This window comes from Pseudoalteromonas sp. SR45-6 (assembly GCF_014163545.1).
Classification (GTDB): domain Bacteria; phylum Pseudomonadota; class Gammaproteobacteria; order Enterobacterales; family Alteromonadaceae; genus Pseudoalteromonas; species Pseudoalteromonas rhizosphaerae.
On sequence record NZ_JACJDM010000004.1, the window covers coordinates 63459 to 89015 of the forward strand.

Consider the following 25557-nt stretch of genomic DNA (forward strand, 5'->3'; position numbering starts at 1 on the left):
GTTTGATTAACTTTGCTCGTTAGTCACTGATAATTAAAATGACTAACTAAACAATTACTTTTATTTACGGCGGCGCATAAATGCAAATGGTGCAATAAGCAATGTTAACCATGCTAGTGAACCGCTGTCACCGTCATTATTATCGTCATCTTTGCCCACAATATTCTTTACTCGTACTTCAACAGCAACAGCTTTAGAGTTATTACCCGCACTATCAACAGCGATAACACTAAATGTAAAGTTACGCTCATATTCATAATCAATACTACCTGCAACAACAATTTCACCCGCAGCATTAACAGTGACTAAGTCAGTGCCTGACACAATAAACTTAGTAACAGGACTTACATCAGCATCTGGATCACTAAAGTTAAGTTTACCAATCACAGTGCCAAGCGCTGTATTTTCATCAACACTAAAGCGTTGTTTATCAGCAATAACTGGCGTGTTTTCTAATGCGTCTTGCGCTACAGTGATTGTTACTTCAACAGCTGCAGATTGATTACCAGCACTATCCGTTGCACTAACCATCAGCTTTATCTCAGGTGTTGCATCATAATCAACGTCACCCACCACTGTGATTTGGCCAAGTTCATCAATTGCAATACCGTTATGACCTGCCACTGTGTAGCTTACAATTGGTGTTACTGCTGTATCTGGATCAATAGCACGTATTTGACCAATCACAGTGCCTACCACGGCATTTTCTTGCACTTTAAAAGTTTGCCCGGCTTCGATAATTGGCGCAACTTCTGCTCCTTCATCAGCGACATTTAACACGTTAATCGTCACAATTTCAGCAGCTGACTGATGACCATCTTCATCAATTGCGACTATCTCTAACGTAATAGTACTTTGCTCTTCAAAATTAAGTAGTTGAGCAACGGTTAGCATCCCCGTATTATCAATCGTGATTGCATCACTTCCCGCTACAGTAAACATAGTGATTGAACTGTTATCTGGATCTGTGAAAGCTAATTGAGCAAATGCGGTAGCTACTAGGGTGTTTTCTGCAACAGAGAATACTTGGCCAGAATTTATAATTGGGGTTACTTCGCTCGCTTCATCTGCAACATTGGTAATGTTAATAGTAATAACAGCAGGCTCTGATGTATTTCCCAAAGTATCGATGGCAACAACGACTAGTTCAGCGATGTGCTTACCAACTTCAAAATCAACTAACTCGCTGTTTGATACAAGAATTTGCCCTTTATTATCAACACTAAAGCCTTGATGAGTTTGCGATTGCACATAAAACTCAGCAATCGCTAAATCTCTATCTGATTCCACAACACTCAAGGTGCCAACGAGATGGCCGTTTTCCGCATTTTCAACAACATCAAATGATGCATTTGCAAGCTTAGGAGCCTGCGTTTTTGGTAACACTAAGTCTTCAGCAGTCACTAATTTCAGTACATCTTGTAATGACGATGCTGTAAAAGCAAATGGCGCACTAGCATTCACAATCGCTTTTTCACCTGGCGCAAGTTGATTTACGACTGTATCACTGCCATCCACCGCAGTTAAACTCACTGACGCTGAAGAACTAAAGGTCGTAGCGCCAACTAGACTATCTGTTTCAAAGTACACGCCGCCACCATAAGATGGATAGCCTACAGATGCCTTAATATTTAACGGATCACCTAAATTATCACGTGTTAACCCCAGTGTGCTGCTACATACCGAGAAGGTAATGGTATCTGCACCAGCTGATTGATATAACGGTGTCAAAAACCGAAGCGTTTCTGCGCCAGCGTCATCGATAGTACCAATAACAGTACGTGAACGCCCTGGCGAAGTCGTTTTACGACCTCGGTCATTGTAGTTCTGCATAAGGAAGTCATAGGCACCATCGTTGTTGGTGTCTATATCTAAACGATAACCTGCTTGGAATACATGAGTGATCTCATCACGTAACTGAATCGATGCTGTAACTAATACACCAGATTCACATCCTTCAGCTGCTATTGCATTGAATGTCGTTGCAAGAATATTGAACGGTGCCTCTGCTGCTGACTTAACTTTACCAGTTGCAACAATATTTTCTGTCATTGTTGAAACTGTTGTTGCCCCGGTATTCTCAACGATAAGTTGCATCTCATTACCAACCACTTCCGGAGCAATACTTAATTCACTAGCCGCTTTTGGTAGCGCATGATAAACAACATGTAGCGCATAATCTGAATCAGTATCATCCACATCGTCAAACACTAAGGCGCCGTCAAACTCTGCGAGCGTTAATGCGGCGCTTCGTGCAGCTACCGACTCGGCATCAAATGGGTTTTCCAGTTTCCACTCGTGCAATTTACTAGGATCAACCGTTAGCGTTACATCAAACTCTGTAGTTTGACCTGCGGGAATTGTTACGCTGGCTGGAATATCCCAACTGATTGCACCGCTGTTTTTATCATTTGCGTAACGTGCTTCAGTCCGTAATTTGTAGGTTTTTTCTTGTGTCGAGAAATTTTTCACGGTGACTGTTTTGCTGATTGACCTAACGCCAGTAAAATTTTCTAAGCCAAACGATAATGCCGCTTGTTTAGTTTTAAACTCGGTATTATCAACCCATGCTGCAACAGGCAGATTAACCGCTTTTTCAACGTTAACTAAACCAGCACCAATCATACTAATTGGTGCTAATTCAGAATCTGGATTTGTGCTAAGCGGCTCATTAGTCACATTTAGATCTGCCGTATTCATTAATGTTGCTTTAATTTCAAAGGCATTACGCTGTGGGTGTGCTGCGCGTACTAACGCAACCGCACCGGCAGTAATCGGTCCTGAAAAGGATGTACCTGAAGCTGGAGCTAGTTGATCTTGCGTACCAGTTGCTGCAACCATAATGCTTGTACCTGGCGCTGTGATTTCAGGTTTTAATAAACCATCCATTGATGGACCGCGCGATGAAAAGGTTGCCACAGCACCTGATGTTACTTTACGCTCAACAACTAAGCTATATGCAGCCTTGCCTGATGCTTTAAGCTCCGCTTTTATCGCTGCCCCGGCAGCATAAGTAATGCCAATATTTGGGATAGTAACCGTGGCATCAAATCCACCCATTGAAGCAGGAGTACCGTCATCTTCGTTATTTGCAATAAATACAAACGATGCGCCGCGCTGTTGTGCATGCAGTACTTTTTTCGTGAAATTACATTCACCACGATCTATAAGCACCGCTTTATTATTAAAATCGGTGTCTTCTGAAAATGCTTCACAGCCATTTTGATTTGCGGTTGGGTAAACAAGTTCAGCATCGGTATCTGCCATAGCAAATGCGGTTTGCGGACCAAAACCTGAAACTTGAAAAACAACCTCTTCTCCAAGCACGGTACCTGAAGCAATCCCAATATCTAATGTTGGATGCGTCATCGCACCAACTGCAAGTGCGTTTGGCGTGGTACTTGGTCCCCCAATACGAAAAGGATGATCGCCATCATTGCCTGCTGAGATAACAACATTTACACCTAAATCAACCGCTTTTTGAATTAAGTATTGAGTACCTCCGTCAGTTTCAGTGCCACCAAACTCGCCACCTAAAGACATATTAATAACATCTACGCGGTCAGAGATATCGCCATCACCATTAGGATCCATTGCCGCTTCTAATGCTGATGCTTGTGCTGCACTTGGACAACCACCACCACACACTGAGTACACATATAACTCTACTTCAGGAGCAATTCCAGTAACAGAGTGAGAAACAGACGTACCATGACTGGTCGGTTCATCAACATCGGGGATCACGACTACAGGATCATGTTCAATTGGATCAGCATCGTCACGAATAAAGTCGTAGCCACCATGTACGATGCCTTGCGGCCAAGCTACAGAAGTAGGATCAGCTTGAGCTGCGTCATACGCCTCTACGGTACCAGCACCACCAAAAACGTTGTGCGTGTAGTCAACACCTGTATCCAGTACCGCTACCGTTTGACCTTTACCTGTTACAACCCCATTTGCAACCAATGGTGAAGCTTTTAAATAATCTGCAGATGCGGCGACATGTAATTCATAATCATACATTGGCAGCACTTTCTCAACTCGGTAGTCACGGGCAATTTTTTCTAACGCCTCAGGACTTGCTTGTACAATCAAAGTAGGCGCCAGCACTTTAGTTTGGCCAATTACTTTTGTACCAAAATCTAGACTACTTAGTTCAATTGTCACTGCACTTTGCACTTGCTCAATTTGTGCAATGGTTGCACGGCTGTCACCTATTTGATAAATACCTTGCGCCATTAGATCGGCAGCGGTTGTCGCTCTTAGCACAATCATATGAGCTGATGGTAACTGTTCTTTAACATCGGTTTCATTAAATGTAGCTGTAGAGAAATTATTGAGAGCGGTAATACTGTGTGCTGCTTGCACTGTTTGTGCATTTACCGATGCCGCCATTAGTGCTGATGATACTGCAATTGATAAGGCTGTTTTTGTTATTAACTTGTTAGACATAAATTCCTCTGATGAGATTATTGTTATTAAATGCTCCCAAAAAGAAACATTAAGTCCCGAATACTACACCAGCAAGAAACAAAAAAACAACATTGAAACAAAAAATGTAACCATTTTAGGTAATAACAATAAATTTAAAACAAAAAAAATACCGCCCAATGGCGGTATTTTAACTAAAGCTATATGCCTTTAGAGGCTATATTACTACTTTTGTTTACGGCGACGCATAAATGCAAACGGTGCTACAAGCAGCGTTAACCACGCTAGCGAACCAGAGCTATCATTGTCGTCATCATCGTTCGCACGTAGATTGTTAACGTCAATCTCAACACTTACCGCTTTCGATACATAACCTTTGCTATCTTCAGCTTGAACACTGAAAACAATCTCTTTATCAAACTCATAGTCAATTTCACCCATAGTCACAATTGAACCATCTAACTGAACACTAACTAATGTTGTTCCAGATACAATAAAACGAGTAATTGGCGAAATATCCATATCAGGGTCTGAGAATACCAATTGACCCAACACGGTACCAATGGCAACATTTTCATCAGTTCTGAATTTTTGACCACCCTCAATGACTGGGGCATGAGATTTAGGATCGGCGGTTACATTCAACATAACTTGCACAACCTCAGACTCTAAGCCGCTGTCATCCATTACTGTTACATCAAGAGTCATAGTTGGAGTTGCATAATAACTTAGGCTGCCAGTGACAACTAGCTCACCCTTATTATTAATACTAATTAAGTTTGTGTTTGCAACCGTACCACCAGTAACCATTGTTGCCGCACTTTCAAACAAACTATGATCAAGCATGCCAATCACTGTACCTTCGGCTGCGGATTCAATAATACTGAAATTTTGCCCTTTTGCTACAACTGGTAACTCATCTGCATCATTGGTAATCGTTACTTTAATATCGGCTGCTGCAGATTCAGTACCAAGTAAATCAGTCGCCTTCACTGTTAAAATGATTTCTTTAATGTCAGACTCAAAATCCAACATACTCGTATCTTCAACCATGATATCGCCAGTTTCAGCATCAATCATTAAGCCTGGAGCAGACATACTCACAACAGTAAAGTTTGTTATACGTAGTGCTGGAGTATCTTCAAAACTAAGTCTACCAATAGTAATACCATCAAGTGCAGTTTCATTAATTGTAAACTCTTCTACAACGAGATTAGGCACAGCTGGAACAGCCGGAACACCAGTTACTGAATTAGTATATACATCTGTCCCTGTAGCTGAGGTCAATGCGAAATTACCATCAGCTCTAATTACAGCCTTCTGACCTGGAGCAAGTTCAGATAATTTAGTGTCAGCGTCTTCTGTCGATTCCAAAGTAACCACCGGATTACCTGTAAACACAGTAGAACCAACTACACTATCGGTTTCAGAGAACACACCGGCTTGATAATTTGGATAACCAACTGAAGCTGCAATGTTAATTGTGCTGCCCAGCATATTTGCATCTAAGCCTAACAAATTACTACATCCAGAGAAGGTCACTGTATCTTCACCAGCAGCATGATACATCGGTGTACCCCACTGCCACACATCCTCACCTGCGGCATCGATTTCACCAATTAATGTACGGCTGCGCCCAGGTATTGCTGCATCACGGCCAACATCATTAATATTCATCATAAAGTGATCATAAACACCATCATTATCAATATCGAGATTCATACGAACACCGATTTGACGCATGTGGGTAATTTCATCTCGTAATTGAATTGAAGATGTAATGAACACACCTGACTCACATGTCTCAGACGTATAAGCAGCAAATGTAGTTGAGAGAATATCAAAGTCAGCGTCGCGGTTCTCTTCACTTGTAGCAACCACTGATTCTGCAGTTGGTAATATCGTAGTCGCCCCCACATTGGTTACAACCAACTCACCAACACCATTAACTTCTTCATATGAAAAAGCTAATTCAGCACCGGCTTTAGGTATCGCATGGTAAACAATGTGCAAGTCATGATCTGTGTCGGCTGTTGAAGTATCATCAAATACCAGCGCACCATCAAACTCAGCCATTGTCAGTGACGGACTACGAGCAGCTAGATCATCTTGGCTAAATGGGTTTTCTAATGTCCACTCATGAAGTTTAGATGGATCAACTGTCATGGTTACTTCGAATGTTGTTACCGTATTTGCCGCAACAGTTACACTACGTGGAATATCAAAGCTAACAGCACCTGTATCCACATCATTCATATAACGCTCTTCAATACGAAGGTCATATGTTTTGTCTGCATCAGAGAAGTTTTTCAGCGTCACTGTTTTTGTAAAGCTGGTTGTTTCTGTCATGCGTTCTAAACCGAACGATAGCGCCGCTTGTTTAGTTTTGAATGTTTCATCTTCAACCCATGCCGCAACAGGTAAGTTAACAGCTTTGTCAACATTTACTAAGCCTGCACCGATAGAACTAATTGGTGCAAGTGGAGAATCTGGGTTAGTACTAATCGGCTCTACGGTTATATTTAAGTCAGCCGCATTCATGATTGTCGCTTTAATTTCAAGTGCAGTACGATCTGGATGCGCTTCACGAACTAATGCAACAGCACCAGCAGTGATCGGACCTGAAAATGAAGTACCTGTTGCGGGTGCTAATTGATCTTGTGTACCAGTTGCCGCTACCATGATATCAGTACCTGGCGCTGTAATTTCAGGTTTTAGTAAACCATCCATTGATGGACCACGAGATGAGAACGATGCAACTGCACCCGCTAGCACTTTACGTTCAATCGTTATGCTATATGTTGGCATTTCACCGGCTGTTAAAGCAGCTTTCATTGCTGCCCCTGCAGCAAAATTAATACCGACATTAGGAATTGTTACTGCTGCATCAAAGCCACCCATTGGCGCAGGCGTACCATCATCAACATTATTTGCTACAAATACAAACTTAGCACCACGATCTTGAGCGCTTAATACTTTTTGAGTGAAATTACAGGCACCACGGTCAATAATTACCGCTTTGCCAGTAAAGTCAGTTTCAGCAGAAAATGCCACGCAGCCATTTTGGTTTTCTTCAGGGTAAACAACTTCAGCATCGGCATCTGTCATTACAAACGCAGTTTGTGGACCAAAACCTGACGGCTGAATTGTGGTCTCTGCACCTTCAACAGTGCCAGATGCAACGCCAACATCATTTGCAGGATGCGTCATCGCGCCAACAGAGAGTGCATTTGGCGTCGTAGAAGGACCGCCAATGCGGAATGGGTTATCACCATCATTACCAGCAGAAATAACAACGTTCACACCTGCATCTACGGCTTGCTGAATTAAAAACTGCGTACCACCACCGATGTATGTGTCACCAAACTCTCCACCTAAAGACATATTGATTACATCAACTCGGTCTTCTGAATCACCATCACCATTTGGATCCATAGCGGCTTCTAATGCCGAAACCTGTGCTGCACTTGGACAACCACCGCCACACACTGAATACACGTATAGCTCCACCGCTGGTGCAATACCAGTGACAGAGTGAGATACAGATGTACCATGGCTAGTTGCTGCATCTTCTTCTGTTGGAGTAGCTGGATCATTTTCAATTGGATCAGCATCATCACGCATGAAGTCATAACCACCCATAACTTGACCTTGTGGCCAAGTCACTGCAGTTGGATCTGCTTGAGCTGCTTCATAAGCTTCAACAGTTCCTTCACCACCAAAAATTTTGTGAGTATAATCAATACCTGTATCTAGTACTGCAACAGTTTGCGTTGCACCTGTTACTGTACCATTTGTTACTAATGGTGACGCTTTGATGTAGTCAGCAGTTGCTGCAACATGAAGGTCGTAATCAAACATAGGTAAAACACGCTCTACACGCGAGTCTTTTGCAATTCTATCTAGTGCACCTTGGCTTGCTTGAACAATTAACGTCGGCGCCAAAATTTTAGTTGAACCAAGTACTTTTACATTGCTATCAAGGGTAAATAGCTTATCTTGAACTTGGCTTTGTAACGTTGCAACTTGATTATAGCTCTGACGAGCATCAGAAACATTGTAGACACCCTGCTCCATCATATCAGCTGCTGTTTTTGTTTTTAAAACAACAAGGTATGCTGATGGTTGATTTTTATTTACAATATCGGTCTGTGATACTGGCGTGTAGCTGGTATGCTTAAGTACGCTGTTATTTATTGTATTTGCATTTACAGCGCCTGTAACTAAGATACTTGTTACAGCGGTTGCAACCGCCGTTCTTTTTATTAGATTCTTAGACATGATTTCCCCTAGGATATGTTATGTATTATTGTATTTATTGGTGATCATAAATTAAGTGCGAGACTAATATAGAACTTCAACACCCAAAATAACAACAACTCGATTACATTAAAATTACAAAGGCAAATAGAAAACCGAAAAAATAACACTAAACATCTGTTTTTAATGTTTAAAAACTGAAAAGTGAAAATGTAAATGTTTGTAAACAAATAGAACTAAAGCACACCAATATACCTAAAAGGGAACCAATGAACTCTGATGTTATAAATATTTTAACAATGGCAAAAGTAATCCAAACAGCCGTTGCGCCGGTTTTTTTAATTACTGGTATTGCTGCTACGCTGGGCGTTTTATCTAATCGCTTAGCTCGAATTACCGACCGTGCTCGTCAACTTGAACGAAAATTAAAGGTAAGTACCGATGAAGAGTTTAATTCATCGCTAACAACCGAGCTACGAGCACTGCTGAAACGCTCTCGCTGTATCCATATTGCCTTTAGTTTAAGTGTATTAAGTGCGGTACTTGTTTGCGCCGTGGTCATGCTGTTATTTTTGTCTCATATCCAATCAGTTAATTTAGGTGTTTCCATCGGCAGTTGTTTTGTTGGCGCAATGGCACTACTTATTTGTGCATTTATGTCATTACTGGGTGAAGTATTTTTAGCAACCCGTAGTATGCGCAGAGGAATGATCTTTGCTGACATTGATATAAATAATTAAGGCATGATCTTAGTTTTATAATTCAATAACAGTTCAGTTTAACCGCAATACACTTGAATAATCTGACTTGCTGATATACAACAGCTGCTATACAAGCAATGAATTACATATAAGGGGCAAAAGGAATGAAGTTAAAGCAATTATTTTTAGGTGCAACACTTTGTGCACTAACATTTGGTGCAACAGCAAACTCTGTATTTGAAGAGCCTAGTGACGCCATTGAGTACCGCCAAGCGGCGTTTTCAATGATCCGTGTCCAAATTGGTGATATGGGTGACATGCTAAAGGGCAAAGTACCTTTTGATGCTGAGCGTTTTAAGCACCGTGCAAATAATGCCGCTGCATTATCAAAAATGCCATGGGAAGCATTCGTTGCAGGCAGTGATAAAGGCGAAACATCTGCATTACCTGCTATTTGGAGCGATAACGAAACCTTTATGAAAAAAGCGGTAGCATTCCAACAATATGCTGATGAACTAGCCGTTGCCGCGCAAACAGGTGATAAAAAAGTAATTGCTAAAGCATTTGGCCCATGGGCTAAAGGCTGTAAAGATTGCCACACATCATTTAAAGACTAATCTTTAATGCGATCATCTTAAAACTAAAACGGCGCTTAATTAGCGCCGTTTTTGATCTGTTGAACCGTTTAACTAAACAAGTAAGCCACAGGTTCTGCGCCCCATGTCATCAGTAATGCCGCAAATACAACGACAAAAATAATTATCGCAGTCCACGGTGATTTTGTTAGCTCTTCATTACTATCATTATTTTTTTCAGCGGCATAGCCCGTAACCATTGCTTTGACTAAATTTTTGCCTTTAATGCGATAAATTACAATTGCCACAATATGGAGAATAATCGCGTACAACAATAAATCAAAGTTTTTATGATGCACCCAGCCGGCCCATTCAACTACATTACTTGATACATACTGCACTAATGGGCCATCTGTCAAAATGTCATCAGTGGTCATTAAGCCGCTTACTAACTGCGCCAGTAATAAAATAAAAAATGCCAACACCATGTAGCTGCCCGCTGCGCCATGGCCAGGTTTATTATCTGTTTGTTTAAATGATTTTAGTGCTGCGCTAGGTAAATGAAACAATGCACTTAACTTAGCTGTTTTGCTACCAATCAAGCCCCAAATAAGGCGTGTTACTAGTAGCGCTAAGGTGAAAAAGCCAGCCACAAAGTGTAATTCCATCATGCCTTCTTCAGCACTAAAATACAGCGCCGCAATTGCAATAACTAACAACCAATGGAAACTGCGAATAAACCCATCCCATACTTTAATTTTATGCATGCTTAACCTCTTTTGCGTAAAAGCTTATTATTTCAAACTTTTGTTAATTTAGCATCTTTGCTGTTCAGGGTTAATTGATCTATGGCAGACTAAGGGCATTAATTACCGTAATGAATAATATTAATGACACTTAGCACCAAACGCGCACTCCTAAAAGGCTTTTTAGATATGCTACCACTGTGTTTAGCAGTGATCCCCTGGGGGATTTTATGTGGTTCACTGGCAATACAAAATGGCTTTAGCGCATTTGAAACCCAAGCTATGTCATTATTAGTGTTTGCCGGTTCCGCCCAACTAGTCGCTATAGAGCTAATGGCTGGCAATACGCCTTTATTAACTATTTTATTCACCACCTTCATAATTAGCTCACGGCACTTTTTATACGGCTTAGCGGTGCGTCATAAAGTGATTGATCAGCCGCTGCGTTGGCGCTTACCGGTAAGCTTTGTACTCACTGATGAGCTGTTTGCGTTTTCCCATCATCGCAAAGCTTATCGAACTAAAACTCGCTTGATCTACGCGCTCAGTGCCGGCTTTAGCTTTTATATTACTTGGAACTTGTGGACATTAATTGGCATCGTAGCGGGCAGTCTGCTACCTGATCTCACTAATTTAGGCTTAGACTTTGCTATTGCTGCAACTTTTATTGCATTAGTAATTCCTGGTATTAAAAATCTCGCTACATTGGCAACGGTTGTAAGCGCTGGTGTTGTCGCTACCGTTTTAAAAAGCCAGGGGTTTGAACTATGGTTAGTAGCCGCGGCACTATCGGCGATGACTATCGGTTACCTTATTAGCCGTATCCAAGATAAATTGGAGCATAACTGATGATGAGCACTATTTTACTTATGGCGTGTATTACCTTTTTTACCCGTTACTTATTTTTACATCGTGACCTACCATTTAAAGTTGGCCCGAAAATGCAGCAGTTTCTAAGTTTTAGCGCACCGGCGGTACTTACCGCGATTTGGGTACCTATAGTGTTTGTAACAGATGAGGGAATAAATTTAGATTGGCAAAACCCATACCTCAGTGCGGCAATAGCAGCCATTATTGTCGCGTATAAAACGCACAACATTTACTACACAACACTGGTTGGTATGGGTTTATTTTTGATCTTAAATTAGCACATTAGTAATGCGCTAAAAGTAGCTTTAAACGCTGGCTAATAAAATAGCACGGCTTTTATCTAGAGTGACCTGACCACGTTCGCCAATAGCCGTCATACCGTGGCGTTCAAGTTGCTCAACAATTTTATCAGCGACTTCTTCGCCTAAGTTATAATCACTTAAACGCGTTGGCATATTCACACTGTGAAAAAACGCTTCAGTTGCATTAATTGCTTGTTCAATTGCTGCATCTTCATCACTGATATCTAATCCTAAAACGCGTTCTGCGTACTGTAAGATTTTACCGCGCTTAGTTTCTGTTTGCTCAGCCATCATACGAGGTAATACAATCGCAAGCGTTTGCGCGTGGTCAAGGCCATACATCGCAGTCATTTCATGGCCCAACATATGAGTGGACCAATCTTGTGGTACACCCGCTCCAATTAAGCCGTTTAATGCCATCGTTGCTGACCACATAATATTTGCACGTACTTGATAGTTATCAGGCTCACTGAACGCTTTAGGGCCCTCTTCGATTAAGGTCATTAAAATACCTTCAGCGAAACGGTCTTGCAGCTTAGCACCTACATCGTAGGTTAAATACTGCTCCATAGTATGCACAAATGCATCAACAATACCGTTCGCCACTTGGCGCTCAGGCAATGAAAAAGTCACTGCAGGGTCGAGTACTGCAAATTTTGGCAATACAAATGGACTAGCAAATGCAAGTTTTTCGTGAGTGTCAAGATTTGAAACAACACTATTGCCGTTTGACTCAGAGCCCGTTGCAGGTAACGTTAATACCACACCAAGAGCAATAGCAGATTTAATCTCGCCACCTTTTGATAAAATATCCCATGGCTCGCCGTCATAATTAGCTGCTGCGGCAATAAATTTACTACCATCAGCGACTGAACCACCACCAACTGCAAGAATGTAATCAACTTGCTTTTCTTTAACCAAAGCAACGGCTTTCATACATGTTTGATAACTTGGGTTAGGCTCAATACCGGCAAACTCAAACCACGTATGTTCACTTAACGCATCGACGACTTGATCATAGACGCCATTACTTTTAATACTGCCGCCACCATAAGTAACTAATACTTTTGCGTCTGCAGGGATCTCATTTTTAATTAAAGCGATTTGTTGTTCGCCGAAATGAATTTTGGTTGGGTTTGCAAAACTGAAATTTAACATGCTTGCTCCATTGCTTAGAGATGCTCATTATTTAGTGTGAGCTAAAATTTGGTGACCATCTAATTGTAGGGATTTAAGCATTAATTTAAAGACTAAGCTCAGAGAATCACTTTTGCACAGCTGCAACAATAGATGGTATAAACTATAATTACTTAATATTTGAGAACTAAATTATGTGGCATGGCCTTGATGAATTTTTACATGTGGTTGAACATGGCAGCTTTACCAAAGCAGCCAAAGTCATGGAAGTATCAACTTCACATATTAGCCGCCAAGTACAGCAACTTGAAAACCGCTTAGGCTCATTGCTATTTCAACGTACTACCCGAAAAATAAGCCTCACCGATGCCGGCCGCGAATATGCCGTAAAGCTCAAAGCAATTAAACAAGAGCTAATTGATGCTAATAATCAACTGCAAGGTGAGCAACGTAAACCCAAAGGGATCATTAGAATTTCTGGTGCTGGTGAATTTGTTGCATGTCATGTAGCACCTAAAATTGTTGAGTTTGTAAAACGCTACCCTGAGGTTGAAGTAGATATGGACTTCAACAATCGTAATGTCGACTTAGTTGAAGAAGGTTTTGATTTAGCGATCCGTTTTGGCCGCATGCAAGACTCTAACTTAATTGCACGACCACTTAGCCCGCGAATCATGACTCTCGTTGCCAGTCCAGAATATTTAGCACATCACCCAACCCCAACTACGCCTCAACAATTAACCGCTCATAATTGCTTAATTGCCATGGGGAAACGTTGGCGATTTAATTTTGCCGGCGATATTAAAGAGGTAAAAGTTGCCGGCAACTGGCGCAGTAACCATCCGCGCGCACTATTATCTGCGACATTAGCAGGCTTGGGCATTGCCCATTTAGCCACTGATATTGTTGATAAGTATATTGAAAACGGGCAACTAATTACCTTACTTGATGAGTTTCAGGTAACAGACAATGCCTCTTGGTTAGTGTATCCACGTAAAGATTTAATGCCGTACAGAGTGCGATTATTGATTGAACATTTACTCACAAGCTTTAATCATGCAAGTTAAAATAAAATGGTCTATGCAATATGATGATAATTTAAGCTGTATGTCTGTCACAACTCAGGATAGAATTTAACAAACAACAATAACAAGAGAGCAACATGAACGACTTCTATCAACTTTCAGCCAGCAATCTGCAAGGCCAAAGCATTGATTTTTCAGATTTCGCAGGCAAAGTTGTGTTAATTGTCAACACTGCCAGTAAATGTGGCTTCACTCCACAGTACGAAGGTTTACAACAATTACATGCAAAATACGCTGATCAAGGGTTAGTAATTATTGGTTTTCCGTGCAATCAATTCGGCAAACAAGAGCCTGGCGGCGCAAAAGAAATAGCGCAAGGTTGTTTAATTAACTACGGTGTTGATTTTGTGATGATGAGCAAAATTGATGTTAATGGCGAAAACGCCCACCCCGTATTCAGGCATTTAAAATCAGCCTTACCTGGATTTTTAACCCGCAAAATAAAATGGAATTTCACTAAGTTTTTAGTTGGCCGCGACGGCGAGGCAATTAAACGCTTTGCACCATTTACCAAACCGCAACAAATCGAAGGTGCTATTATCAAAGCCCTTAAAAGCAGTAATATCTAAACTCTAAAAGCAATAAAGAGGCAAATTGCCTCTTTATTTAAATTATCTCTTAGTCGTTTAAATACTCATCTAAGTCATCATCGCCCAAGTTTTTACGCAAGCGTTTTTGCTCAAGGTAGTCTTCCAACTTTTTCTTAACCTTTTGCTTATTCTTGTCGTGTTGATTACGCCCGACCATTTCGTACTCGTCTTCAACAAAATCGTCATCTAGCGCATCGTAACTAAATGTCTTACCCACAACCCACTCCATAAAGTGTTTGAGACCAATTAAGGATTTTTTATCACTATCATTGGTAAATTAAAAATGTTCAGCACTATTTCATCGTATGAAAAAGCACCAAAATAAAGCCATAACGCAATTCTAAAATAGTGTTATGTCGATATTGTGAATAAATAGCGCTAAATTTGAGTTCTGGAAAGTGAGAGTTTTTTATCGAAACGATAAGTATCTTTTATGCATTAATGCAAATTAGTCAAAATGACTAAAAAATGGCTTTTTTATAACATTTAACTGCAATTAAAAAAGGGCAAAAAACAATTAACCCATTGTTTTTAAATGCCAATAATTATTGGCATTAAACTTGATAAGTATTAAATACGTTAAATGCGTACTGGTCATAATCAACAAATTAGCAGGAAATAAAAATGAAAAAATTACTATTAATAAGTTCTTTATTCATTGCCACAGGGGCAATGGCACACAATGACAATGAGACGAATATTTCTTTTAGCGGCGACACATGTGACGTTGAATTTAAAAATGATGTGCGTATTAAGCCAAATGAATTAGAAATTTTTACAGCTGATAACCACACTATGACTTTTATAAATAGTGGCGAGTTAATGATTGATGGCCAAACTTTGGCACTCAACAGTCAACAACACCAAGCGATCAGTAATTATTCAGACAGTCTGCGTAGCCAATTACCAGAAGTCGCGAACATTGCTCTTGAAGGCGTTAAAATTGCCGGGGTCGCCATTGAAGAAGTCGCCAATGCATTTAATATCGATGGCCTAGATAGCATTAATGAATTAATGGCTGATATTCAGGTAGAAGTACAAAACACCTTTTACCAACAAGGCGCTTTTGTAATGGGCCAACAAAGCTTTAGCCAGTTTGGCGAAAACTTTGAAAGCCAATTTGATGAGCAAATAGAAAGCGCTGTACAAGCTGCGATGATGCAATCGATGGGTAGTATTTTAATGGCTGTAGGTTCAGAACTAATGGGCTCTGGTGGCGATATGCAAGCCTTTGAACAACGCATGGAAAATATGGGGGCTGAAATTGAAGCCAAAGTTGAGCAACAAGCTAACCAACTTGAAAAACGCGCTGATGCACTGTGCGGTAATTTTTCAACCATTGCTGATCAAGAGCAACAATTAGTTAAACTAGTCCCAGAATTGAAAGACTACCAATTATTTAGTTATAAACAAAATAACTAGCTTGAACTCAGGTTCTAAACGCTAAAAGTTTGATATCCCTTTAGCAGCACTCTTTTTTAAAGGTGCTGCTTTTTTATGCCATGCTATTTCTTCGCTAAATGCACTAACTCACCTAGCTTTATAATAGCTTGTTCAATTTTTTCACCCCATGGCAAACCATAACTTAATCGAATACAACTGCGATATTTATTAGTGGCTGAAAAAATATAGCCCGGAGTAATGCTAATGCCACTTTCTAATGCCAGTTGAAATAGTTTTACACTATCGTAAGCCGCACCTAAATCAATCCAGATCACACATCCGCCTTGCGGATCGCTGATCCTAGCGGTACTCGGAAAGGCCTGTTGTAAACACCAGATCATTCGTTCTTTATTAGAACGTAGACGCTGTCGCAGTAGTTTTATATTACGATCATAATCACCACTGACTATAAATTCATATAACGTCCATTGATTGATCAATGAAGTAGAACAACTCAATGCACGCTTATAGCGACGCGCTTTGGCAGCAAACTTTCCGGCAATCAACCAGCCAACACGATAACTCGGCGCCGCAGTTTTAGAAAACGATGCACAGGTTAATACCAACCCTTTTGTTGAGTAAGCCTGAGCGGGTGTACCACGCTGTGGGGTAAAATGTAAATCACCATACACATCATCTTCAATTAGCATCACATCTTGAGATTCCAATAACTCTACTAATTGTTTACGCTTATGATCAGGCATAAAACTACCCACAGGATTATTGATCGAAGTAGAGAACACACAGGCTTTAATATCGTGATCATGTAAAGCCAGGCTCAGATCATCAAGCCAGATCCCATCATCAGGACACAGCGGGATCTCGAGCGCCTTGAGGCCCAGGCTTTCGATCAATTCAATGATACCAAAATAACAAGGTGACTCGATCGCCACCACATCACCTACTTTAGTGACACATTTTAGCGCGATCGCCAGTGCTTCTTGAGCACCGTTGGTGATCACAAGTTCTTGCGAGTCAACACCAATGCCAAAATCTAAATAACGATGGATTAACTGCTTTTTCAATGGTGCAAAACCATCCATCGCACCATAATTTATGGCGCGACTGCCGGCAATCGACATAACCCGGCGCATCGTACGACTTAGCATTTTATCAGTTGGAGCGGCAGCAACAGGATTAGCAATGCCAAACGGTACGACATCGGCTTGATGAATTGCATCATACACTTGCTCAATTAATACCTGCATGTTGACCGAAACTGGCTCACGATTGAGTTTAACCCGCTTTGGCCGTGCTAACTGGGTGTGTGCCGTTTTTAAAAAATAGCCTGACTTTTCTCGTGCTTCAACCAAACCTTGTGCCTCAAGTGATTGGTAAGCCAATTTCACCGTCGGAATACTGACATTAAGCTTAGTGGCCATTTTACGTAATGAGGGGAGTTTTTCGCCTGGTAATAGCGTCCCCTGCTCACTCAGCTCACGCACCAGCTGCATTACTTGCTGATATAAAAAGTCATGGTTGGTTTTGCTGATCACCAGCGACATAGTAGACACCTTAAAGCCGTACAATCTGTATAGGTTGCATTTATAGTTTTCTGTGTATGTTAAGTATACAGAAGTATCTTAAAATAAACACTTAATCGACATAATGGACCAAGGCCATGAAAAGTATCGTGCTTTATGCACTAACCGTTTTAATTTGGGGCTCTACCTGGCTCGCAATCGAATTTCAACTTGGCGATATCGCCGTTGAAGTTTCACTATTTTATCGCTTTAGTTTGGCTGCAATTCTAATGTGGGTATGGGTGAATATTAAAAAATTACCGATGAATTATAGTCGTCGCGATCATGGCTTTTTCGTATTACTAGCACTGTGTAACTTTGGCCTTAATTACTTAGTACTTTACTGGGCACAACATTATTTAACGTCAGCCATGGCATCAATCGCCTTTTCAATGTTGTTATTAATGAACATTGTAAATACCCGATTATTTTTTGGTAAACCCATCGCTAAACGTATTTATACGGGTGCATTGATAGGGGTATTAGGCATCATCAGTCTGTTTTGGCCACAATTACAGCAGTTCGACTTGAGTAATGGGGCGTTGGTCGGTTTGCTACTTGCCTTAGCTGGCACCTTTGTGGCTTCATTAGGGAATATGATCAGCGTGCGTAACTCTCAACAACGTATTGGCGTCATGCAGGGCAATGCATGGGGCATGTTATACAGCGCTATTGGTTTATTTGTATATGTAATCATCAGCGGTGCCGATTTTAGCCTGTCGGCCCCAGCAAGCTACTGGTATTCATTAGTTTATTTATCGGTGTTTGGGACGGTTATTGCATTTGCATGTTACTTTGCACTACTAAAAAATATCGGCCCAGAACGTGCCAGCTATGTGATTGTGTTATTTCCATTAGTTGCAGTGACTTTAAGTACATTATTTGAAGGTTTTAGTTGGCAAGCCAATACGTTTATCGGCTTTAGTTTAGTACTGCTTGGTAATGCTATTGTCCTGACTCCAACAAAAAGAATTAAAGCGTTTATTGAGTCTAATAAAGCATCATTTGCTAATAAACGCTCCATCCCCAGTTAGAATGCGTATATACGCAACTAACGCCAAAAGCGCCTACTTGTTAGGCGCTTTTTTATTACTAACATATTACTCGTCATTTAGCATTGGGCATACAAAAACGCAACGCGAGCGGATGAATAGTCACCACCGCTGGGGTAACGCCTACCAGCTCACCATCTGCTTCGATTGGTAAATCAGGCGTATTTATATAAGCAATTTCTAAGCGCTGGTAGTTGAGCTCTTTCATACCGTGGTGCTTACGTAGCAATAAGCGCACAAAACTGTAGAGGTTACCTAACAAACCACGCGTAGGCACGCGATAGCACTCTAAATAGCCACTATTCAATTGTGCTTTTGGCGCTATCATCAACCCCCCACCAAAATAATGATGATTTGCAAATACAGTAATCAAATTACCATATTCGCATTGCTGCCCTGCAAAACTCCCAGCCAAGCGAGAAGGCTGATAAACGAATAAACACTTAAAGCCAGCTAAACTATAACTTAAAGCGGATAATGCAGGCTTGGTTTGCAATGCCTGTACTACATGCGCATCAAAGCCAACCCCCGCAATATTAATAAAGTAACGGCTATTTATTTGGCCAATATCGATTTTTACTTGATGCTCACTAAAAATAACATTACGCCAAGCTGAGTTTGAACAGCCAAAGCCGCGTGCAAAATCATTACCCGTCCCCTGAGGCAATAACGCCAACGAGCAACTCAATCCCATCAATGCGTTTACAGCCAAATGCAGGCTGCCATCACCACCGAGCACAACAACGCGCTTTTGTGACTGAGCCAAAAACGTTATTTTTTGGCAATCATTAGTAAAATGTCCTGTGGTGTAAAAAACAGTGTAACTAATTTGACGTTTTTGACACTGCTCTAATAACCAAGTGCAATTTTTTTTATGTTTTTTTTGCGTACTTGGTTTAATAATTATTAGCATCTGGATACCAGCCTATTCAAAAGTAGGAAAATAGACATATTCAAAAAATAAATTAATCTGAATAATTAGTCACTTTATTTATTATCTAATGCATTAAAATATCAGTGGCAGTGTAATATTGCTTTTAAACAAGTGATTTAGGCGACTTTAAATTTCATAACCATGCATAATACTCAGTACGCACTATCTGAATCATACCTTAATAAAAACAATTCGGATTAGTTATTTCTATCCGACCACCCTAATTTTTATCGTTTTATTTTTGTGCAAAAAAAGCTCAGAATAGCCGTGTTGTCAAAACAGACATAACCCGGAGCAAAGTAATGAACCCAGTAAATACATTAAACGAAAATGCAGCTACCCATGTTGCAGTAAAACCGACCAACCGCAAAGCAAAAATGCTTGCCAGACTTAACCGTTTCGGCAAAAAGCTAGCTCTTGGCGGCGCAGTTCAATACAAGTAATCACCCAACCATGATTACTTTAGCGGTGCAGCAAACACCCAACCACTAAATGAAACTACTTATTTAGCTCCCTCGTTTGCTGCAACCCCTTCTTTAAACTCCCTAAAAACTCCTTTTTTATAAAAAAACCTCTTTTTTAGAACAAAAAAACAGCAAACGATCTTTTTCCTATTTACACACCCCAATCACCTGCGTATTATTCTTTCCCAACGGAGAGATGGCAGAGTGGTCGAATGCACCGGTCTTGAAAACCGGCAGGGGTTTATAGCCCCTCTAGGGTTCAAATCCCTATCTCTCCACCATTATTACGTTTTGGTGGTTCACTCGATTATCAAAATGACAATTTATGCGCCGGAGAGGTGGCCGAGTGGCCGAAGGCGCTCCCCTGCTAAGGGAGTATAGGGTTTGTAGCTCTATCGAGGGTTCGAATCCCTCCTTCTCCGCCATTTAATAACGAAAAAAGCCCCGCAATTTATTGTGGGGCTTTTTTTGTTGTTAAAAATGGCAGAAGGCGGGTGAGAACCCTCGACCAGGGTTCGATAAAATTTCAGGAACATTTTAGGCCGCTGCAAGCGTCGCGAAGCGATTGGTTACATGGACGTAAGCAAGCCCATCCCCACGTTTGACACAAATTTCAGAATGAAAAGCCTATTGTTTTATGTCCGTAACCTTTACACCAATGAAGGCGGGTGAGAACCCTCGACTAGGGTTCGACCAAACTTTGTCTGGAACAAAGTTAAACGCACGCAGTGCGGCCAGAAAACTAAACTCTAGATCCCTTCCGCTAAGTTGTGTAATGTAATATCAAATAGAACACATAAGTCAGCTCTTAAACCAAATTCAAAAATCGTTCTGACTTTTCTTTTTAAAAACACCAAAATATTTTCTAAGGCTACAAGTTGAATAACAGTGAGGACAAAGAAAGTGGTATTTTATATGCAGTTTTTACAACTGTATTATTGTACTTCCTTTTCAAAATCACTTTAATTTACACAATAGTTTCAGACCGATATGCTTCTTGTCTAAGCTCTCGCTGGGACAACATTGAAGTAGTTATTACTCCTTTTTCAGCATTCTTAATTTTAGCAATATTGAGTTGTATTTGGTTGTTCCTTAGTTGTTTAAAATATAAAAAGAAAGTAGGTAAAGCAGCCTATCTAGTATTTTTTTTCGCAGCGATATTCTATTATTTTTGGTTTAAAGGTTTTTACGGCTTTTGGTTACTAATGGAGTATGAGCAGGACAAAATAACCCTATCTCAATTTTTTAACAAAACTGGGGGCGATGAGTTATTTAAATTATATGATGGGCATCACGAAATTCAGATATTGTGCCAACCATATAATCACAATGCAGATAAAAAACCGGATAACTAACTGATACATCATAGTAATGCAATAGGTTGCTACCTTTTAAATCAATACTTTAACCTAGCCTAGGTATTCTCTCGTAACGATTGGGTGAGCAGGTAAAAATTCATCGCAGATAAACGGCCTTGTATTGATACAAGCCTGTAGATTATTTTTTTGTTGTATGTTGTCGGGTTTCGCTGCGATCAAACTCACCTACAATGCTTCTGCGTAAAACGGGTAAAGAGGCTAAACAGTCTCTTTATCTTAATAACCCAAACTAAACCCATCGGCATCTAAATGCGCTGGGAAACTTTGCTTAAAGAGCTCAAGCGGCTGTTTGTCCAAAGTGATAATAACAACATCAGCTTTGTTATCAGTAGCGGCTGCTAACGTATCACCTTTAAAGTCATACACTGCCGTGCCGCCATTGTGCGCGACGCCATTAGCATCATCACCAATACGATTAACGCCAATCACATAACACTGGTTTTCCATCGCCCGCGCCATTAGTAAGGTGTCCCATACTTTGCGCCTTGCAGCAGGCCAGTTGGCGACATTAACCATCACATCGTAGTCATTGCGATTGCGCTGAAAGACCGGAAAACGTAAGTCGTAACAAACTTGCGGTAAAATTCTAAAGTCATTAAGGGTGAACACTTCACGTTGCTGCCCTGCGGTTACAAAATCGCCCTCTTTGCCCAAGCAAAATAAATGCCGTTTGTCGTAATACTTCACTTCGCCATTGGGCCATGCCCAATAAAAGCGATTAGCTTTTTTATTTCCTTGCGTTACCAATACCGAGCCTGCAATTACCGCATTGCTTGATTTTGCCGACGCGATCATCCAATCAAGCACTTTGCCTTGCTTTAACTGATGATCCGGCTCTGCGCAATCAAGGTTAATAGCAAAGCCGGTGGCAAAGGTTTCTGGCAATAAAATAAGCTCTACTGATTTATCTATATCAGCTATTTTATTGCCAAAGTGTGCCAAGTTGGCGTCTTTATCTAACCAATTAAGCGATGTTTGTATCAGTGCTATAGTTAAAGTTGACATAAAATCTCCGCGGCTTGTAATAGCGTGGCGTCATTTTTGGCAAAGCATAAGCGAATAACTTTATCGTTGCTTGGTTGCTGATAAAACACGCTTAGTGGAATGGCTGCAACGCCTGCTTGTTCTACTAACCACTGGCAAAATTCTACGTCATTTAAATCCGATACATCGCTGTAATCAAGCAGTAAAAAGTAGGTGCCTTCACTTGGTAAAATGGTAAAGCGGCTATCTTTTAGTGCTTTACTAAGTACATCACGCTTTTGTTGATAAAACTCACTGAGCTCATCCACATGCTCACCTTGCTGTTCTAACATATCGGCTAATGCATGTTGTGCCGGCGTAAAGCTTGAAAAAGTCACATATTGGTGAATTTTACGAAACTCGACCGCAAGTGCAGCGGGTGCGATGCAGTAACCCATTTTCCAGCCTGTGCTATGAAAAGTCTTGCCAAAGCTTGAGATCACAAAGCTGCGAGCAAACAATTCGTTATCACGCAGCACACTTAAATGCGGTTGCTGATCAAAAGTAATATGCTCGTATACTTCATCACTTATCAGGTATAAGTCATGCTTAATTACTAAGGCTTTTAGAGCATTAATATCGTGCTGTTTTAACGTTTTACCACTTGGGTTATGTGGAGTGTTGATTATAATAGCCCGCGTTTTGCTATTGATAGCCGCAGCCACCGTTTGCCAGTCAATTGCATAACTCGGAGCATGCAGAGCAATATTGACTGACTTACCACCGGCCAATTCAATCGCTGGCTGGTATGAATCATAAGCGGGGTCAAACACAATGACTTCATCACCTTCGCGCACCAGCGCCTGAATGGCAACAAACAAGGCCTCGGTCGCGCCAGAGGTTACCGTTACTTGCTGCGCGGCATCTATTTCAGCTGCATATTTTCGTTTTGCTAACTGGGCAATTTGTTGCTGCAGGCGCGGCACACCAGATGAAGGTGAATATTGATTAACTCCTTCAAGCACATAATGATTAAGCTGTTTTTTAAGTAGCTCAGGCGCATCAAACTCAGGAAACCCCTGCGATAAATTAATCGCTTCGAATTGATTTGCTAAAGCAGTCATTTGACTAAAAATACTGGTGCCTAAATTTGGCAATTTACTTTCAAACACTGGTTACCCTTAATGATGGTTTTGCGCCCAAAGCGATGCTATCATTGCTGTTAACAGATGTATAGCCGTCTAAAGAAGTATGAGGAATGTATGCATAACAATACCGCTATTTCAGAACTTATAGAAGCAGGAAAGTGGATCAGTCAACGTGGTTGGGTGCCAGCTACGGGTGGTAATTTTTCAGCGCGAACTAACACCGGTTTTGTGGTTACTGCCAGCGGTTTTGACAAAGGTCAATTAGGGTCGCATACCTTTATTGAACTGGATCATGTCGGTAATCGTAGCGCTAGCGCCGCCAAACCCTCAGCTGAAACCGAATTGCATTTGTGCATGTATAAACTTATTCCTGCTGCTAATTATGTATTGCACACTCATTCGGTTGCTGCGACGGTATTATCTCGGGTTATTAAAGGTCACAGCCTAGACTTACACGGCTACGAAATGCAAAAGTCACTAACCGGCATTACTTCACATTTAGACACCTTGAGTATTCCAATCTTTGATAACGACCAAGATATTGATCGCTTGAGTTTATTAGTGAGCGATCACCACTTACACACGCCTATTGAGCACGGCGTGCTTATTCGCGGCCACGGTTTGTATGTAGTGGGTCGCACTATTGGTGAAGTACGCCGTCAATTAGAAGGCCTTGAGTTTTTATTTGCATGTGAGATAGAACGCTTAAAATTAGTAGGATTAGAATCATGATCAAAGCACTGCTGACCGATATTGAAGGCACTATTACCCGTATTTCGTTTGTTAAAGACGTACTATTTCCATATGCCGCAAAGCAGCTCCCCGAATTTGTAAAAACTCATCAAGAGCAAAGCGCTGTAGCTGAACAAATTTATGCCGTAAAAGCGGTTATTGAACAGCCAGATGCCAGTATTGATGTCGTAATTAACACTTTACTTGAATGGATCCGTGACGATAAAAAAATCACTCCATTAAAACAGTTACAAGGTTTGATTTGGCAAACTGGCTATGAAAATGGCGATTTTACCGGCCATTTATACCCAGATGCCTACCACTTTTTAGTTGCACAGCAACAAGCCGGCCAGCAGTTGTATGTGTATTCATCAGGGTCAGTAAAAGCACAGCATTTAATTTTTAACTACTCTGACTTTGGTGATATTCGCTCCTTATTTACTGATTATTTTGATACTCAAGTCGGCGCTAAACAAGAGCAACGTTCATATCACAATATTATTGAGCAACTACCTTTTGCCGCTAATGAAGTGTTATTTTTAAGTGATGTGGCAGCCGAGCTTGATGCCGCCAAAGCCGCAGGTTTAAAAACCTTGCACCTGATCCGTGATGGTCAAGCAAGCTCGCCTGCGCATAACTATATTAACGATTTTAGCCAATTCACTGTGGAGCATTTAGCATGAGCCAACTGACTATTTTTGCTGACTGTAACGGCAATAATGCTTTATTAAACACTCAAGATACAGCACAAATTGCCACCGAGCTTAATAAAGTAAATGTACGATTTGAGCAGTGGCAAGCAACAAAAATGATTACTGCTGATACTAGCCATGAAGCTATTATTTCCGCCTATAACGCTGATATTGAAAGCTTAAAGCAACAAGGTGGTTATCAAACTGTAGATGTTATTTCGCTGGCAAAAGGCAATCCGAACGCTGCAGAATTACGTGCTAAGTTTTTATTTGAGCACACCCATAGTGAAGACGAAGTACGCTTTTTTGTAAAAGGCCAAGGATTATTTTGCCTGCATATTAACGACAAGGTTTACCAAGTACTTTGCAAGCAGGGTGATTTAATTTCAGTACCAGAGCTTACTCCCCATTGGTTTGATATGGGCAGCGATCCTGAATTTACTGCGATCCGTTTATTCAATAATACCGAAGGCTGGGTGGCACAAAGCACCGAATCTGAGATTGCTAAGCAGTTTCCTTTATTGGACTAG

Annotated in this window: 22 protein-coding genes and 2 tRNA genes; 15 read left to right on the top strand and 9 right to left on the bottom strand. The window is 40.9% G+C overall.

Annotation, left to right across the window (positions count from 1 at the left end; genetic code table 11):
• Window positions 1-60: 60 nt before the first annotated feature.
• Complete coding sequence (locus H5158_RS03205; RefSeq protein ID WP_182739444.1) at window positions 61-4452, bottom strand: S8 family serine peptidase; 4392 nt, start codon at window positions 4450-4452, stop codon at window positions 61-63.
• 204 nt (window positions 4453-4656) lie between these two features.
• Window positions 4657-8712 (bottom strand): S8 family serine peptidase, encoded by a 4056-nt coding sequence (locus H5158_RS03210; protein ID WP_182739445.1) that lies wholly within the window; start codon window positions 8710-8712, stop codon window positions 4657-4659.
• Between the two features lie 248 nt (window positions 8713-8960).
• Here H5158_RS03210 and H5158_RS03215 point away from each other — a divergent pair, with 248 nt between their 5' ends.
• Window positions 8961-9431, top strand: coding sequence for a DUF2721 domain-containing protein (locus H5158_RS03215; RefSeq protein ID WP_145240002.1), 471 nt, complete (start codon window positions 8961-8963; stop codon window positions 9429-9431).
• A gap of 125 nt (window positions 9432-9556) precedes the next feature.
• Window positions 9557-10009, top strand: coding sequence for a cytochrome c (locus H5158_RS03220; protein ID WP_149982199.1), 453 nt, complete (start codon window positions 9557-9559; stop codon window positions 10007-10009).
• A 68-nt stretch (window positions 10010-10077) separates the two neighbouring features.
• Here H5158_RS03220 and H5158_RS03225 read toward each other — a convergent pair whose 3' ends face one another.
• Entirely contained in the window at window positions 10078-10734 is a 657-nt protein-coding gene (locus H5158_RS03225; RefSeq protein ID WP_182717488.1) for a cytochrome b/b6 domain-containing protein, read from the bottom strand.
• Between the two features lie 123 nt (window positions 10735-10857).
• Between H5158_RS03225 and H5158_RS03230 the strand changes: the two genes are divergently transcribed.
• Together H5158_RS03230 and H5158_RS03235 are read left to right on the top strand one after the other, a co-directional pair.
• Window positions 10858-11562, top strand: a complete 705-nt coding sequence (locus tag H5158_RS03230) for an AzlC family ABC transporter permease (RefSeq protein ID WP_259398451.1) — start codon at window positions 10858-10860, stop codon at window positions 11560-11562.
• Window positions 11562-11861, top strand: a complete 300-nt coding sequence (locus H5158_RS03235) for an AzlD domain-containing protein (RefSeq protein WP_149982202.1) — start codon at window positions 11562-11564, stop codon at window positions 11859-11861. The genes H5158_RS03230 and H5158_RS03235 overlap by 1 nt, the downstream gene beginning before the upstream one ends.
• A gap of 27 nt (window positions 11862-11888) precedes the next feature.
• Here H5158_RS03235 and H5158_RS03240 read toward each other — a convergent pair whose 3' ends face one another.
• On the bottom strand, window positions 11889-13043 hold the full coding sequence (locus tag H5158_RS03240) for an iron-containing alcohol dehydrogenase (protein WP_149982203.1): 1155 nt from the start codon (window positions 13041-13043) through the stop codon (window positions 11889-11891).
• A 173-nt stretch (window positions 13044-13216) separates the two neighbouring features.
• Between H5158_RS03240 and H5158_RS03245 the strand changes: the two genes are divergently transcribed.
• Together H5158_RS03245 and H5158_RS03250 are read left to right on the top strand one after the other, a co-directional pair.
• Window positions 13217-14089: a LysR family transcriptional regulator gene (locus tag H5158_RS03245; RefSeq protein ID WP_149982204.1), complete on the top strand. Its 873-nt coding sequence runs from the start codon at window positions 13217-13219 to the stop codon at window positions 14087-14089.
• Window positions 14090-14184: 95 nt separating this feature from the next.
• Window positions 14185-14676 carry a glutathione peroxidase gene (locus H5158_RS03250; protein WP_145240017.1) on the top strand — a complete coding sequence of 164 codons (492 nt, stop codon included), beginning with the start codon at window positions 14185-14187 and terminating at the stop codon, window positions 14674-14676.
• 49 nt (window positions 14677-14725) lie between these two features.
• Here the strand turns inward: H5158_RS03250 and H5158_RS03255 are convergent, their stop codons facing one another.
• The gene (locus H5158_RS03255; RefSeq protein WP_145240019.1) at window positions 14726-14914 is read right to left on the bottom strand and encodes a PA3496 family putative envelope integrity protein; all 189 of its coding nucleotides are present in this window, start codon (window positions 14912-14914) and stop codon (window positions 14726-14728) included.
• 407 nt (window positions 14915-15321) lie between these two features.
• Here H5158_RS03255 and H5158_RS03260 point away from each other — a divergent pair, with 407 nt between their 5' ends.
• The gene (locus tag H5158_RS03260; RefSeq protein ID WP_182739446.1) at window positions 15322-16119 is read left to right on the top strand and encodes a YggN family protein; all 798 of its coding nucleotides are present in this window, start codon (window positions 15322-15324) and stop codon (window positions 16117-16119) included.
• Between the two features lie 83 nt (window positions 16120-16202).
• On the opposite strand, the gene H5158_RS03265 is transcribed toward H5158_RS03260, so the two are convergent.
• Complete coding sequence (locus H5158_RS03265; protein ID WP_182739447.1) at window positions 16203-17645, bottom strand: PLP-dependent aminotransferase family protein; 1443 nt, start codon at window positions 17643-17645, stop codon at window positions 16203-16205.
• 116 nt (window positions 17646-17761) lie between these two features.
• On the opposite strand from H5158_RS03265, the gene H5158_RS03270 reads away from it, so the two are divergent.
• On the top strand, window positions 17762-18697 hold the full coding sequence (locus H5158_RS03270) for a DMT family transporter (RefSeq protein ID WP_145240025.1): 936 nt from the start codon (window positions 17762-17764) through the stop codon (window positions 18695-18697).
• A 73-nt stretch (window positions 18698-18770) separates the two neighbouring features.
• On the opposite strand, the gene H5158_RS03275 is transcribed toward H5158_RS03270, so the two are convergent.
• Entirely contained in the window at window positions 18771-19628 is an 858-nt protein-coding gene (locus tag H5158_RS03275; protein ID WP_220491219.1) for a diacylglycerol kinase family protein, read from the bottom strand.
• Between the two features lie 323 nt (window positions 19629-19951).
• On the opposite strand from H5158_RS03275, the gene H5158_RS03280 reads away from it, so the two are divergent.
• The 4 genes from H5158_RS03280 (at window position 19952) to H5158_RS03295 (ending at window position 21468) form a co-directional block, all read left to right on the top strand.
• Window positions 19952-20092, top strand: coding sequence for a hypothetical protein (locus H5158_RS03280; RefSeq protein WP_169019719.1), 141 nt, complete (start codon window positions 19952-19954; stop codon window positions 20090-20092).
• Window positions 20093-20303: 211 nt separating this feature from the next.
• Window positions 20304-20394, top strand: a tRNA-Ser gene (locus H5158_RS03285).
• A 51-nt stretch (window positions 20395-20445) separates the two neighbouring features.
• A tRNA-Ser gene (locus H5158_RS03290) sits at window positions 20446-20538 on the top strand.
• Between the two features lie 453 nt (window positions 20539-20991).
• Entirely contained in the window at window positions 20992-21468 is a 477-nt protein-coding gene (locus H5158_RS03295; RefSeq protein WP_182730731.1) for a hypothetical protein, read from the top strand.
• 240 nt (window positions 21469-21708) lie between these two features.
• On the opposite strand, the gene H5158_RS03300 is transcribed toward H5158_RS03295, so the two are convergent.
• Both H5158_RS03300 and H5158_RS03305 read right to left on the bottom strand, forming a co-directional pair.
• Window positions 21709-22497, bottom strand: coding sequence for an amidohydrolase (locus H5158_RS03300; RefSeq protein WP_182717490.1), 789 nt, complete (start codon window positions 22495-22497; stop codon window positions 21709-21711).
• Complete coding sequence (locus tag H5158_RS03305; protein ID WP_145240033.1) at window positions 22485-23627, bottom strand: methionine aminotransferase; 1143 nt, start codon at window positions 23625-23627, stop codon at window positions 22485-22487. Before H5158_RS03305 ends, H5158_RS03300 begins: the two co-directional genes overlap by 13 nt.
• Before the next feature lie 90 nt (window positions 23628-23717).
• Between H5158_RS03305 and H5158_RS03310 the strand changes: the two genes are divergently transcribed.
• From H5158_RS03310 to H5158_RS03320, 3 genes are read left to right on the top strand one after another with little or no spacing between them, the layout of a single operon-like run.
• A complete protein-coding gene (locus H5158_RS03310) occupies window positions 23718-24335 on the top strand; it encodes a methylthioribulose 1-phosphate dehydratase (protein ID WP_149982209.1) in 618 nt (205 codons plus the stop codon).
• On the top strand, window positions 24332-25018 hold the full coding sequence (mtnC, locus tag H5158_RS03315) for an acireductone synthase (protein ID WP_145240037.1): 687 nt from the start codon (window positions 24332-24334) through the stop codon (window positions 25016-25018). The genes H5158_RS03310 and mtnC overlap by 4 nt, the downstream gene beginning before the upstream one ends.
• Complete coding sequence (locus H5158_RS03320; RefSeq protein ID WP_145240039.1) at window positions 25015-25557, top strand: acireductone dioxygenase; 543 nt, start codon at window positions 25015-25017, stop codon at window positions 25555-25557. Before mtnC ends, H5158_RS03320 begins: the two co-directional genes overlap by 4 nt.